Source organism: Flavobacterium sp. JLP, from assembly GCF_015350755.1.
GTDB lineage: Bacteria > Bacteroidota > Bacteroidia > Flavobacteriales > Flavobacteriaceae > Flavobacterium.
The window spans coordinates 239737-253776 of record NZ_JADKPS010000002.1 but is presented as its reverse complement, the minus strand read 5'-3'; the positions used below and the strand labels follow the sequence as shown (position 1 = coordinate 253776).

13 protein-coding genes are annotated in these 14040 nt (G+C 33.3%); all 13 read right to left on the bottom strand.

Going from position 1 to position 14040, the window contains the following annotated elements; all coding sequences use genetic code 11:
* Positions 1-13 precede the first annotated feature (13 nt).
* On the bottom strand, positions 14-1441 hold the full coding sequence (locus IRZ83_RS06545) for an MATE family efflux transporter (protein ID WP_194567629.1): 1428 nt from the start codon (positions 1439-1441) through the stop codon (positions 14-16).
* A gap of 166 nt (positions 1442-1607) precedes the next feature.
* Positions 1608-2807, bottom strand: a complete 1200-nt coding sequence (locus IRZ83_RS06540; RefSeq protein WP_194567627.1) for an ABC transporter permease — start codon at positions 2805-2807, stop codon at positions 1608-1610.
* A gap of 1 nt (position 2808) precedes the next feature.
* Complete coding sequence (rbfA, locus tag IRZ83_RS06535) at positions 2809-3201, bottom strand: 30S ribosome-binding factor RbfA (RefSeq protein WP_029271403.1); 393 nt, start codon at positions 3199-3201, stop codon at positions 2809-2811.
* A gap of 97 nt (positions 3202-3298) precedes the next feature.
* Entirely contained in the window at positions 3299-4552 is a 1254-nt protein-coding gene (locus IRZ83_RS06530) for a murein hydrolase activator EnvC family protein (RefSeq protein ID WP_194567625.1), read from the bottom strand.
* A gap of 23 nt (positions 4553-4575) precedes the next feature.
* Positions 4576-5355, bottom strand: a complete 780-nt coding sequence (locus IRZ83_RS06525) for a DUF4292 domain-containing protein (RefSeq protein WP_194567623.1) — start codon at positions 5353-5355, stop codon at positions 4576-4578.
* A 14-nt stretch (positions 5356-5369) separates the two neighbouring features.
* Positions 5370-6719 (bottom strand): tetratricopeptide repeat protein, encoded by a 1350-nt coding sequence (locus IRZ83_RS06520; protein WP_194567621.1) that lies wholly within the window; start codon positions 6717-6719, stop codon positions 5370-5372.
* 50 nt (positions 6720-6769) lie between these two features.
* Positions 6770-7786 (bottom strand): sugar phosphate nucleotidyltransferase, encoded by a 1017-nt coding sequence (locus IRZ83_RS06515; protein ID WP_029271399.1) that lies wholly within the window; start codon positions 7784-7786, stop codon positions 6770-6772.
* 101 nt (positions 7787-7887) lie between these two features.
* On the bottom strand, positions 7888-8322 hold the full coding sequence (gene dut / locus IRZ83_RS06510; RefSeq protein WP_194567619.1) for a dUTP diphosphatase: 435 nt from the start codon (positions 8320-8322) through the stop codon (positions 7888-7890).
* Between the two features lie 28 nt (positions 8323-8350).
* Positions 8351-9811: a lipopolysaccharide biosynthesis protein gene (locus IRZ83_RS06505; RefSeq protein WP_029271397.1), complete on the bottom strand. Its 1461-nt coding sequence runs from the start codon at positions 9809-9811 to the stop codon at positions 8351-8353.
* A gap of 96 nt (positions 9812-9907) precedes the next feature.
* Positions 9908-10354, bottom strand: coding sequence for a GNAT family N-acetyltransferase (locus IRZ83_RS06500; protein WP_194567617.1), 447 nt, complete (start codon positions 10352-10354; stop codon positions 9908-9910).
* 581 nt (positions 10355-10935) lie between these two features.
* Positions 10936-11796, bottom strand: a complete 861-nt coding sequence (gene atpG, locus IRZ83_RS06495) for an ATP synthase F1 subunit gamma (protein ID WP_029271395.1) — start codon at positions 11794-11796, stop codon at positions 10936-10938.
* A 91-nt stretch (positions 11797-11887) separates the two neighbouring features.
* The gene (gene atpA, locus IRZ83_RS06490; RefSeq protein ID WP_029271394.1) at positions 11888-13465 is read right to left on the bottom strand and encodes a F0F1 ATP synthase subunit alpha; all 1578 of its coding nucleotides are present in this window, start codon (positions 13463-13465) and stop codon (positions 11888-11890) included.
* Positions 13466-13503: 38 nt separating this feature from the next.
* Positions 13504-14037 carry an ATP synthase F1 subunit delta gene (gene atpH / locus IRZ83_RS06485; RefSeq protein WP_029271393.1) on the bottom strand — a complete coding sequence of 178 codons (534 nt, stop codon included), beginning with the start codon at positions 14035-14037 and terminating at the stop codon, positions 13504-13506.
* Positions 14038-14040: the final 3 nt, after the last annotated feature.

The following is a 14040-nucleotide window of genomic DNA, read 5'->3' as shown; positions in this document are numbered from 1 at the left end:
TTTTTTTATAAACTTATACTTGAATACGTTTCCATTTTCCTTTTTTGTAAAGCACTATTCCTGCTAAAGTAATCGCAGTCTCTGCAACCGGAATGGCAATAAAAACTCCAGTTGGTCCCATGTTAAAATGCTTCGCCAATATAAACGCAAGCGGAATCTGAAACAGCCAAAATCCGAAAAAATTAATTCCCGTTGGTGTCCAAGTATCTCCTGCTCCATTAAAAGTATTTATCAAAACCATCCCAATTCCGTAGAAAATAAATCCTGCACTCATAATCTGCAAAGCTTCAACGGCAACAGTTTTTACCATTTCGTCATTTGTGAAAAACGAAATAATATATTTTCCAAAACACAATGTAATGACCATAATGGTTGCCATAAAAATAACATTATATCTTGCTGTTGTATAAACTGATTTTTCGGCACGCTCAATTTGCTTGGCCCCTAAATTTTGTCCAACTAAGGTTGCGGCTGCATTACTCAATCCCCAAGCCGGAAGAATAAAAAACATCATAATTCTAAGTGCTGTCTGATAACCCGCCGAACCGTGATCGCCTCCTGTTGTTGCAACTAATTGCGCTAGAAAAATCCAACTGCAGGAAGCAATTACAAATTGTAAAATTCCCGGAGCAGCGATTTTAACTAAAGCTTTTATCTGCTGAAAATCTGGGATAAAATAAGAGATAATAATTTTTAAAGCACCTTTTCCAAAAAACAAATGGTATACTTGGTATAATACACCAATACTTCTTCCGATCGTTGTTGCCAATGCAGCACCAACTAATCCAAAAGCTGGGATTGGTCCTAAACCGTTAATAAAAATAGGACATAAAATAATATTGCAAATATTGGCCAGCCAAAGACTTTTCATAGCAATTGCTGCATTTCCTGCACCACGAAATATTCCGTTTATTAAGAATAAAAGCATGATGCACAAACTTGAGCCAATCATTATTTGTGTAAATCGGTAGCCATGTTCGGCCGCTTCCGCAGAAGCTCCCATAATAACCAAAATGTCTTTGGCATACATAACGCCTAAAACACTCATAATGCTATTTACTGCAAAAGCAATTATAATGGCCTGCATTCCTGCTTTTGCAGCAGCGACTGGATCTTTTTCGCCAATGCGTCGTGCTACCACGGCCGTTGCCGCCATGCTCATTCCGATTGCTAGTGAATATATAATAGTAAGAACTGATTCGGTTAAACCAACGGTCTGAATCGCAAAACTGCTGTGTTCTAAATGACCAACGAAATATAAATCGACCAATGCAAAAACTGATTCCATCATCATTTCTAAAACCATTGGAATAGCTAATAGAATAACGGCTTTTTTAATACTTCCGGCAGTATAATCAAATGATTCGTCGCCTTTTATGGCCTGTTTTAAAGTCGTGAAAATTTTAGAAAATAAACTTTTCTCTATTGTAGTTTCTGTCATAATATTTTAGGATAAATGATAAAATTGATCCAGATTCAATAATCTGAACTCGAGAAAACACGTAAGTATCCTATTCTAAAAAATAAAAGTAGGATTAGGCAGAAACAATCATATGCTGTAGCTATTTAAGACGATAAATATAGGTAATTTTTCTTAGCAAAAAATACTAATCTAACAGCTTTTTGCTCACACGGCTGCAAGCAATTAAAGAAGCCAGAAAACCAAGTGAGATAATGGTTCCTAATACAATAAGTATATTTTCGACTGTAAAAACAACCGGAAAAGCTAAAGTTGGCGTAATCATAATGAGCTCATATCGCTGTTGCAGCAATACCAAAATGACACCCAAAACAAGTCCGATTAAACCTCCAAAAACACTTAACAAAGTACCTTGAAGCAAAAATATTTTTCGAAGATGACTAATTTCTGTTCCGAGATTAAAAAGGGTTTTCAAGTTTCCTTTTTTCTCTAAAATCATCATAATTAATGCTCCAATCAAATTAAAAAGTGCTACGATAATTACCAAAGTAAAAATCAGATAAACTGCAATATTTTCGGTATTCAGCATTTTGTACAACGACTCATTAAGCTGTGCTCTATTTTTTGAAGTAATTTTATTTTGAAAGATGGGCTTTAGTTTTGCTACAATTGCACTTTCATCTGCATTTTCTTTCAGGTTAAATTCAATTCCTGAAATCTGATTGGGTTTGTACATTAATAATTCCTGTGCCAAACCTAAATCAGCAAAAACATATTTTGAATCTAAATCTTCGCTGATGGAATAAATTCCAACTGGCAAAACATCTGTTTTATTAAAAGCATCCTCTGGATTTTCGATCGCGCCTTTTCCAGGTTTAGGCGCAAATATTTGCAGCGGATTTTCAAAATCAAGAACACCTAAAGAAAAATCACGAGACATTCCGTACCCTATTACAACCTGATACGTATCTGGTTTTAGCCACTGTCCGGTAAAAAGCCTTTTTTTTATATCGTTAACTACTGCATAATTACGGTCAACACCTTTTAAATACGTTACTTTTTGCTTGTCTTTGAACAAAAACAGAACGCGTTCTTCGATAATTTTAGTATACGAAATAACACCATCAATTTTTTTAATTTGAGCTTCCTGTTCTGGTGTAATCAAAAATGATTTTCCGTATGTACTGGTAATTTTTAGATCAGGATCTATTTCGTTTGCAAACGAAAGACTGAATACTTTTAGTCCGCTAAAAACAGATAAAACTACAAACAAAGCCATCGTACCAACAATGATTCCCATGCTGGCAATGCGATTAATGATATTTATAGCATTGTTTTTACTTCTGCTAAAAATGTAACGTTTGGCTATGTAAAGGGGGAAATTCAATTTATGATTTTCTTCTTTTTTCTAAAAGATCACGGTTTTCAATTGGGTTTTCTCTGTTTGATAAAGCGTTGTCAATTTTCTCGATATAATCAAGAGAGTCATCAATAAAGAATACCAAGTTTGGTACACGACGCAATTGCAAACGAACACGCTGCGATAAATCGTGTTTAATTAAGGTTGTATTTGATTTTATACCTTCTAGTGTTTCCTTCGCTTTATCTTGAGGAAAAATGCTTAAATACACTGTTGCCACAGATAAATCTGAAGTAACACTAACTTTGGATACCGAAATTACCAAATTATTAATTCCGTTTTTTCGCACTTCACCTTGCAAAATATCAACCAAATCTTTTTGGATGACACCGCCTATTTTTTTCTGTCTATTTGTTTCCATAGTGCAAAAATACTATTTTTAAATTCAATCGCTGCAATTTCACATTCAACAATTGCAATTGCAATAAAAAAGGGAGCTAAAATTAGCTCCCTTTTGATTATCTGTTTTGAAGCCATCCTTCAGGATCGCTGTTTGTTGTATTTTGAAGAATCAAGAATTTAATGATTGTTTTTCCAGAATCACCACTGGTTCTCACTTTTCCGATACTTTGTTTGATGTTTACCTTATCGCCTTTAGTTACAAATACCTGACTTAAATTTTGATATACGGTAAAATAATCTCCATGCTGAATAACGACTGCTCTATTGACAGGAGATAAAACCATAACTGTCGAAACCTCACCTTCAAATACTGCGCGTGCATTTGCTCCTTGCTCTGTCGTAATTTCTACACCAGAATTGTGAACCGTTAAATCTGGATAAAGCGGATGTGGCTGATTTCCATATTTTAACGAAACAAATCCTTTTTCTACCGGCCAAGGCAATTTTCCTCGGTTTGCTTTAAAATCAGCCGCCAAAATTTTACCTTCTGGAGTTAATGCAATTTTAGATGACGAAACTGCTGTCACCGTTGCTGTTGAACCAGGATTATCTTTTGCTTTTTCTGCAGCTGCTTTTCTATTTGCTTCTGCAATGGCTTCACGAATCAAACGATCGATTTGTCTGTCAATTCTTTTTGCTTCTGCCTGCTTGCTTTTTGTATCAGCAATAATTTTGTTTTTATCCTTTTTGATTGCATTAACCAGTTTTTGCTGTTCCTTCTTTTCAACTTCTAAGCTTTGTTTTTCTTTCTGATTTTCTGCAATGATCTTTTTCTTAACTTGTCTCTGTCCGTCTAATTTTGCATTAAAATCAAGTAATTGTGCCGATTTAGATTGAATTTCTAAACCTTGATTTTTTCTAAAAGTTGTATATTGTTTTAAATATTGTGCTCTTTTATAAGCTTGTAAAAAACTCTCTGATGACAAAATAAACATTGCTCTACTTTGTTCAGAACGGCTTTTGTATGATTTCAAGATCATTTTAGAATAATCTTGTTTTAAAACTGTAAGTTCTTTTTTTAGTTTATTAACCTGAACTTGGTTAATATACATGTCGTTGCTTAAAAGTTTTTCTTGTTTTGCCGTTGTATTAATCAGTTTTTCTTTCAGCTTAATTTTATTCGCCTGAATTAAAAAAACATTTACAGCCGATTTTTCTTTTTTCTTTACAGACTGCAGCATTTTTTCGTTATCTCTAATTTCCTGCTGAATCTGAGCTTTTCGCTGTTCCAGTTTTTCTTGTTGCGAATCTTGTGCCCACATAAAAGTTGTGGCGCATATAAAAATTAGGCTTAGGAGAAATTTTGGCATGTGTGTGTTTTCTTTTTGCAAATTTACTTAATTATAACTTTTTTATAACCACCAGGAACGCTATATGGAAAAGAAAGTTCTTCGTTAAATGAAATATTGTTGTAATTTAAATTAATATCCGTTTTCCCTTTTGGCTGAATTGCATTAATTTCGATGCTTGTAGGAAGTATTCCTTGATCAAAAGTTTTACTGTCTGCATAAGAAATCTTCAACAATCTGTTTTCAGCAGGCTGAGAAATCTCTTCTTTCTGCAACAAATATTTATCTGAATCTAAATAAAATGTCTTTTTTAGTTTATCGTCTTTTTCATCTTCTAAACGAAAAAGATTTTCAACAATAGTCTGTGTATATTTTCCTTTTCTTAAATCATCTAATGCTTCTCCAACTAATAAATTTTGAACTTTACTATAGTCTAATTCTGTTCCAAGCCATTTACTTAAACTAGTAAAATCGCCTTCGTAATAGGTACTGTTTATTTTTTCATAATAACTTACCGCAGTTGGCGTAATCAATGCTTTTGCCATTGTAATTCCAAGGAAACGAACACTAACTAAAATCTGTTTGTCTTTTTCAATTCTAATTTCAGCTGTAACGTTTTGACTTTGTTTTTCATCAACATATTTAGCGCTTGCTTTTATGTATAATGTCTTGAAGTCTAATTTATTATCGTAATGTTTCTCTACCGCTTTTTTATCTTCTTTTGTTGGTGCTTCTGCTTTATTGTTGTTTTGTACAGCGACTGCTTTTGATTTACAAGAAATCATAACCACTGACATTATTAATATAACTATATATTTTTTCATCTGAATGCTCTCCTTTACTTTTTTTGTTTTAATAACTCATTAGCCTTCAAAAAGTATTCCTCTTTTTTCTTGGCATCTCCTAACCCATTATAAGCCTCTCCTAGTTGAATGTTAAAATTTGCTTCGAGCTTTTTATCGTCTACAACATAATCGAGTCCCATTTCTAAAACGGTTTTTGCGTTTTTAAATTGTTTTAACTGATTGCTTCCCAAACCTGCATAATAATAAAATTGAGGCTGGCTCGGATAAACTTCAATCATGTTCATCGCTCTTTTTGTCATTGGTTCAAACTGTTTTGCCTGCGTATAGGCTTCAAGCAAAAGCAAGTTCGTTTCACGATCTGTATCTGAATTTGCTTTTAAATCTTTTTCATAATATTTAATAGCATTTTCAAACTGACCTTTGCTGTGATAAAATTTACCAATTTCTTTTGCAACATCAACTTCTTTATCATTATCAAAATAAGCAATCGCTTTTTCTAAATCTGACGCATACTGCGGATTTTTATTCACATAAATCAAAAACTCATTTAGTGTGCGGTGTTTAATTTTTGAATCTATTTTTGAACTTGACAAAATCACATTCATCGATTTAATCGCCTTATCAGCTTGACTGGCATCTAAATATCCTTTAAACAAACTTACTTGTCCCCATTCAGAATTCGGAATTTCCTTCGCCAATTGTTTTGCAACATCTAACGCTTTATCTGTTTCTTCTGATTTTGAATATAAAAAAATCAGATTAACATAATTCGATTCTTCTTTTGGATTCTTCTTAATCTGCTCAATTAAATTTGAAGCTTCTGCATTTTGATATTTTCCCTGAGATAAAATTTGTGTTTTATATCTTTCGCGATCTTCTGATTTTCCGAATTTATCATTCATTTCATTAATCGTCAAAAGCGCTTTGTCATATTGATTTGTAATCATATATAACGAAATCAAATCATCTTTATATTCTTCGTCAAACGGAATGATTTTTTGAATCGTTTCTATTGCTAAAGGATAGTTTTTAGTTTCATAACTTACATCATAAATTCCGAGCCAATACCATTTATTTTTAGGATTTAACTGCGTCGCTTTTTCAAATGCGCTTTGAGCATTTTGATATTCTTTTAATGACAAATAATTTTTCCCTAATTCAAAATAAGCAACGGCGTCATTAGGTTTTAGTTTGATACACTTCTCTAATGATACAATAGCTTTATCGTAATTCTCAATTCCTTTTTGTTTTAAAGATTCATAAAAGGAGTCCTGATATTCATCGGTTGCCATAGCAATATCTTCCGGTTCTGTCTGTGCGAAAACCGAAGCTGAATTGCCAATAAAAGCAAAAAATAAAATTAGTAATACCCTTTTTTTCATTCTTTTATAATTTCATATTTAAACCAAAAAGAATCAGTCGAAACTTATTTTTATTCTACAACTGAATAATCACCAATACTAATGCTAGTACCTTTACCATCATAACTAACGTGATTTCCGATCATAGCATTGTCTAAGTTAGCATTTTTTATTTGAGAATAAGTCTGAACTAAGCTGTTTTTAATTGAACTGTCAATAACATGGCATCCTTTTCCTAGTGAAACATTTGGTCCTACGGTTGCATTTTTCAACACTACATTTTCTCCAATATAACAAGGAGGAATAATTGTTGAGTTCTCTAGCGTTACATCATAGTCTACTAAATGTTCGCCGTCGTTGTGCAAAAAGCCTAACATTCTGGTGTTTGTTTCTACAGTAACATCTTTATTTCCGCAATCCATCCATTCGTCAACGCTTCCAGTTTTAAAGACTTTACCGTTTGCCATCATGGCTTTTATTCCGTCATTAATTTGATATTCTCCTCCATTCTGAATATTATTATCCAAAACACCTTGAAGTTCTTTTTTCAAATCGCCAACTTCTTTGAAATAATAAATTCCAATAACCGCTAAATCACTAACGAACTCTTTTGGTTTTTCAACCAATTCTATGATTTCATTATTCTGATTTAATTTTACAACACCAAAAGCTTCTGGCTGCTCTACTTGTTTTACCCAAATTACGGCATCTGCTGCAGGATCTAATTCAAAATCAGCTCTGATTAGAGTGTCTGCATAAGCAATTACAGCTGGTCCTGACAAAGATTCTTTTGCACACATAATAGCGTGACCTGTTCCTAAAGGCAAATCTTGGCGGTAAATAGATGCTTTTGCACCTAAACTTCCTGCCAATTCTTCTAAACTTTCAACTAGATCATCTCCAAAAAAAGCGGCGTCGCCTAAAATAAAAGCAACTTCTTCTATTGGTTCTTTTAATATTTTGGCAATGTCTTCGACTAAACGATGTACTATAGATTTTCCAGCAACCGGAATTAATGGTTTTGGAACTGTTAAAGTATGTGGACGAAGTCTCGATCCGCGACCCGCCATTGGAACGATTATTTTCATGTAATGTATTTTATATAGAAGATTTAAAATCTTCAGTTTGGTTAGTTCAACTTTTTAAGTACAATTTTAAATCGGTAAAAACTGAAAATTGAGACTGAAAACTATTTTACGCCAGTGCTTCCAAAACCGCCTTCGCCTCTTGAAGTTTCAGAAAGTACTTCTACTTCCATCCATTCTGCTCTTTCGTGTTTAGCGATAATTAATTGTGCGATTCTTTCTCCGTTTTCGATTACAAATTCTTCATTTGATAAATTTACTAAAATCACACCTATTTCACCTCTGTAATCAGCATCTACAGTTCCAGGAGAATTTAAAACGGTAACACCTTTTTTTGCTGCCAATCCGCTTCTTGGCCTTACCTGCGCTTCGTAGCCAATTGGCAATTCAATAAAAAGTCCTGTTTTTACAATGGTTCTTTCTAATGGTTTTAACGTTATAGCTTCAGTCAAATTGGCGCGTAAATCCACTCCTGCCGAAGCAATTGTCTCGTAATTTGGTAAATCGTGTTGTGATTTATTGATAATTTGTATTTTCATTTTTTATTTTAAAGATTAAAAAGTACTATTACTTTCTATTCATAATTCCTTTGATTGTCGCTTTTTCATTATGATAAACAAAATACATAAAGCCTAATAATAACGGTATTCCAACGAAATAATTTTCTCTAAATCCGTAAAAAGAAATAGCCGAAAATGCGATTGAAATTCCTAAGTAAGCTCCAATTTTATTCATATCATACGGTATTGGATAATATTTGTTTCCCAAAGTATATGAGATTAACATCATACTTCCGTAAGCTGAAATAGTTGCAATTGCAGAACCGTAATAACTGTATTTTGGAATTAAAAGATAATTTAAAACCAATGTTACAATGGCGCCGACAATTGAAATGTAAGCTCCAATTTTTGTTTTATCTGTTAATTTATACCAAACCGATAAGTTGTTGTAAATTCCTAAAAAGAAGTTTGCCAAAATAATTAGCGGTACTACTTTCATAGCTTCCCAATAGGCTTTATCATGCAGTAATAAAAATTTCAAAACATCTGCAAAAACGATTACACCTAATAAAATTAAGGAACCAAGAATGACAAAATATTTTGTGATAACAGCATATGTTTGAGGGGCATTTTCATTTTTAGCATGGCTGAAAAAGAACGGTTCTATTCCTAATCTAAAAGCTGTTGCAAACAAAACCATAAAAAGTCCCAGTTTGTAACAAGCAGAATAAGCTCCAACTTCAGATTTTGCAAGATTTTCAGGAAGCAGATATCCTAAAAGAATTTTATCAAAATGTTCATTTACTGCAAATGCAAGTCCGGCAATCAAAATTGGCAGACCATATTTCATCATTTTTTTCCAAAGTACTGGATCAAATTTTCTTCCGAGTGAAAGGTAATTTGGCGAAAGCACCACAAAAGTCGCTAAACTAGCTAATAGATTTGCTATGAAAATATAGGCAATTTGGAAATTCTCAACATACAAATTATCCCAAACCGAATTAGGATTTGAAGCTGCAAGTTTAGGCAGGTACATTAAGAAAAACACATTTAATAATAGATTGATAATGACATTTCCAATTTTTATGGCTGCATAAACCATGGGTCTCTGATTGGCTCTTAATTTAGAAAAAGGTACCAAAACCAAAGCATCTAAAACTAAAATCCAAACCGAATATGTAATATACTGTACGTCTACCTCGGCAAGACTTGCCAATGTGTTTCTAAAAATTAAAGCAGCAAATAAGAAAATAATAGACGACCAAAATATCGAAATTGTCGAGGTTGCAATTACATTTTTCTTGTCTTCTTCGGCACTGTAAAATCTAAAAAAGGCTGTTTCCATTCCGTACGAAAGCACGACGTTAAAGAAAACCATCCAAGACAAAACAATCGAAACTTCGCCGTACTCTGCGGTTGGCAAGATATCTGTATATAATCTGACCAATAAAAAACTAAGCATTCTTGGTAAAACCGTTGCTAGTCCATAAATCGCAGTCTGTTTGAATAGATTTTTATATAATCCCAAAATAATTTTATAATAAAGTTCGTAAAACAAAAATAACCAATTCTTTGGTTTATTATTGCTTTTGCTGGTTCAATAAAAAAAACTTAGGTCTCTTTTTTATTGTGTCAATTTCTTTTCATCTAAAATTTTCACAAAATGAAAACCTTTTGGGCCATAACCTTGATTGTAATAAAAGCGGTGAGCAGCAAAATTTGCCGTAAAAGCATCTAAAACGATACTGCTGCAGTCTAAATCTAAAGCCTTTTGCTCAATATAATCTGTCAGCAATTTTCCAATTCCCTTAGAGCGGTGTTGGGGATTTACAACAAAATTATCAATTTCAAGATATTTGCCTGTCCATAATTTAGTAGAAGACCAACACCCTGTTATTCCTAAACATACACCATCTTCAAAAACTCCAATCTGAATATAGTTGCGCGGTACCATGTCTAAGAGAAAGGATTTGTATTTTTCAACAGATAGGTTTGGATAAAGAAATCTCATGGTTTCAATCTGAGAAATCATTTCTTCAATAGTAGTAAGTTCTTGTATTTGCAGTTTCATTGTATTAAAAATAGACATCAAAAATACTTAATTTTTTCATTTGTTATTATAGCAAAAAACTTACACATGTGAAATATATAAATCGAGGCTAAAAATTATATAACATTTCTTTAACAGTCTCTTCTTAAATTTGCTTCACAGGGATTGAGAAAAGCTAAAATACAACCCTTATAAAAAAGCGAAGCATTGGGACTAATAAAGCTAGTTTGTTCCCACAAAAGACAAAGCACAAGGGATTGATTCTGCTGAAATGTAACCCTCAAAAAAACAGAGCATTGGGACTAATAAAGCTAGTTTGTTCCCATAAAAGACAAAGCAAAAGGGATTGATTCTGCTGAAATGTAACCCTCAAAAAAACAGAGCATTGGGACTAATAAAGCTAGTTTGTTCCCATAAAAGACAAAGCATTACAGAGGTGATAAATCTGTTCATTAATTTTATAAAATGGTATTGATTCTCAGTTTTTGGGTAAATTGGGAATCACCATTTTATAAGTTACACTTGAAAAAACTAAACTACTATATATTAAAAAGAGCCGACAATTATTAATTGTCGGCTCTTTTGCTTTTTGTAATAAAGTATTATCCGTTTAAGGCTTCTGCTCCACCAACGATCTCTAAGATCTCATTAGTAATTGCAGCCTGACGTGCTTTATTGTATGTCAATTTCAATTGGTTTCTTAATTCAGTTGCGTTGTCAGTTGCTTTGTGCATAGCTGTCATACGTGCTCCATGTTCTGAAGCAAATGAATCACGAATACCTTTGTACAATTGTGTTTTTAATGATTTTGGAATCAAAGTCAATACAATTTCTTCTTTTGAAGGCTCAAAAATATAATCTCCAGCAGTAGCTGCTACGTCAGATTTAATTGGAGCTAACGGTAAAAACTGCTCAGTCTGAACAATTTGAGTCGCAGCATTTTTAAACTGATTGTAGATTATTTCGATCTTGTCGTACTCTCCAGCTAAAAATTTCTCAATCAAATTATCAGCAATTCCAGCAACATTTTCAAAAGTCAAATGATCAAAAATTGCATTATGATGACCGTGAACTTTATGAGTTTTGCTTAAAACATCATTTCCTTTTTTACCAATAGCAAAAACGTCAACTTGTTTTCCAGCGTAAAACTCAGTACGGCTTTTAATCTCTTTAATTACATTTGTATTAAATGCACCACATAAACCTCTGTTAGAAGTTATCGCTACAAGCAATACTTTTTTTACTTCACGTTGTGTTGTGTAATCTCCTCCAACTTCACCTTCAAGTGTAGCAGAAAGATTTTGCAGCAACTCCGTTAATTTCTCGGCATAAGGGCGCATTGCAGTGATTGCATCTTGTGCTTTCTTAAGCTTTGCAGCAGAAACCATTTTCATAGCCGATGTAATCTGCATCGTCGATGAAACGGAAGTAATTCTATTACGGATTTCCTTTAAATTTGCCATTTGTTAATTAAAAAATGTGACAATTTGAAAATTAGATAATTAGAAAGTCTCTCAAGAAATTTTCTAATTATCTAATTAACGAATTATCTAATTAGATATATTTTGCTGAAATTTCTTTTGCTGCTTTTTCAATAACATCAGTAATGTTATCATCTAACTTCCCAGCCTTCAACGCATTAAGCGTATCTTTGTGTTTGCTGTTTAAGTAAGCTAAGAAATCTGCTTCAAATTCTTTTACTTTATTTACAGGAACGTTTCTTAATAAGTTTTTAGAACCAGCGTAAATAATAGCAACTTGATTTTCTACTGTATAAGGATCGTTCAAACCTTGTTTCAAGATTTCAACGTTTCTTTTTCCTTTTTCAATTACGTTTAAAGTAACAGAATCAAGATCAGAACCAAATTTAGCGAAAGCTTCTAATTCACGGAATTGAGCTTGGTCTAATTTTAAAGTTCCAGAAACTTTTTTCATTGATTTAATTTGAGCATTACCTCCAACACGAGATACAGAAATACCTACGTTGATCGCAGGACGCACTCCAGAGTTGAACAAATCTCCATCAAGGAAAATCTGACCATCTGTAATCGAAATTACGTTTGTTGGGATATATGCAGAAACGTCACCAGCTTGAGTTTCGATAATTGGCAAAGCAGTTAATGAACCGCCACCTTTAACGATAGGCTTGATAGAATCTGGCAAATCGTTCATGTTTTTAGCAATTCCGTCATCTGCAATTACTTTACAAGCACGCTCTAATAAACGAGAGTGTAAGTAGAAAACGTCTCCAGGATATGCCTCACGTCCCGGTGGTCTTCTTAATAAAAGAGAAACCTCACGGTAAGCAACAGCTTGTTTAGATAAATCATCATAAACGATAAGAGCTGGACGACCAGAATCTCTAAAGTATTCTCCAATTGCAGCACCTGCGAAAGGAGCATAAACTTGCATTGGAGCTGGATCAGAAGCATTAGCTGCAACAATAACTGTATAAGCCATTGCACCTTTTTCTTCTAACATTTTAGCGATTCCTGCTACAGTTGAAGCTTTTTGCCCAATTGCAACATATATACAGAATACAGGTTTTCCTGCATCGTAAAATTCTTTTTGATTTAAGATTGTATCAAGACAAACAGTTGATTTACCTGTTTGACGGTCACCAATTACAAGCTCACGCTGACCACGACCAACTGGGATCATAGCATCAACTGCTTTTACTCCTGTTTGTAATGGCTCAGTTACTGGCTGACGGAAGATAACTCCAGGTGCTTTTCTTTCTAAAGGCATTTCGTATAAGTCTCCACCAATTGGTCCTTTTCCATCAATTGGAAAACCAAGAGTGTTTACTACACGTCCTACCATTTGCTCACCTACTTTAAGAGATGCAATACGTTGTGTTCTTTTTGCTGTTGATCCTTCTTTGATTCCTGTTGATGGTCCTAACAATACCACACCAACATTGTCTTCTTCAAGGTTCAATACAATAGCTTCAAGTCCGTTATCAAATTCAACTAACTCACCATATTGTACATTCGATAGCCCGTAAATACGAGCAATACCATCTCCAACTTGAAGTACTGTTCCTACTTCTTCTAGCGTAGCACCAGATTCAAAACCTTCTACTTGCTTTCTTAATATTGCTGAAATTTCAGCAGGTTTGATTTCCGCCATCTTAATTTATAATTTAGACACTTTTATGTGTAATAAAACTAATTACTTAACTCTCTTTTTAATACTTGTAATCTGTTTGCAACAGAAGCGTTGTATTGTTGATCACCTATTCTTAAAATAAATCCTCCAATGATTGATGGATCTACTATATTTTCTATTGTTATTTTTTTATCTGATAATGTTGACACTTTTGCTAAAACTTTAGCTTCTAATGCAGCATCCATAGGTATAGCTGTAGTAACTATTGCTACCTCAACGCCATTACTTTCATCAAATAATTTTTTATATTCTAATGCAATTGCTTCTAGAATTTCGAATCTTTTGTTTTCAAATAATAAATGAAATAAACCTTTAGTTACGCCATTTACATCTGCAAAAACTTCTAAAAGAGCACTCTCTTTAACTTCAACCTTTGTAGTTGGGTTTTGGATAAAGGTACTCAATTCTAAATTGTTTTCAATTGCCGAAGCAATTGACTTCATATCGTTGTTTACAGCTTCGGCAACACCTTTAGAGTTTGCTAAGTCTAGAATTGCTTTTGCATAACGAATTGCTGCTCTTGTACTTGCCATAAT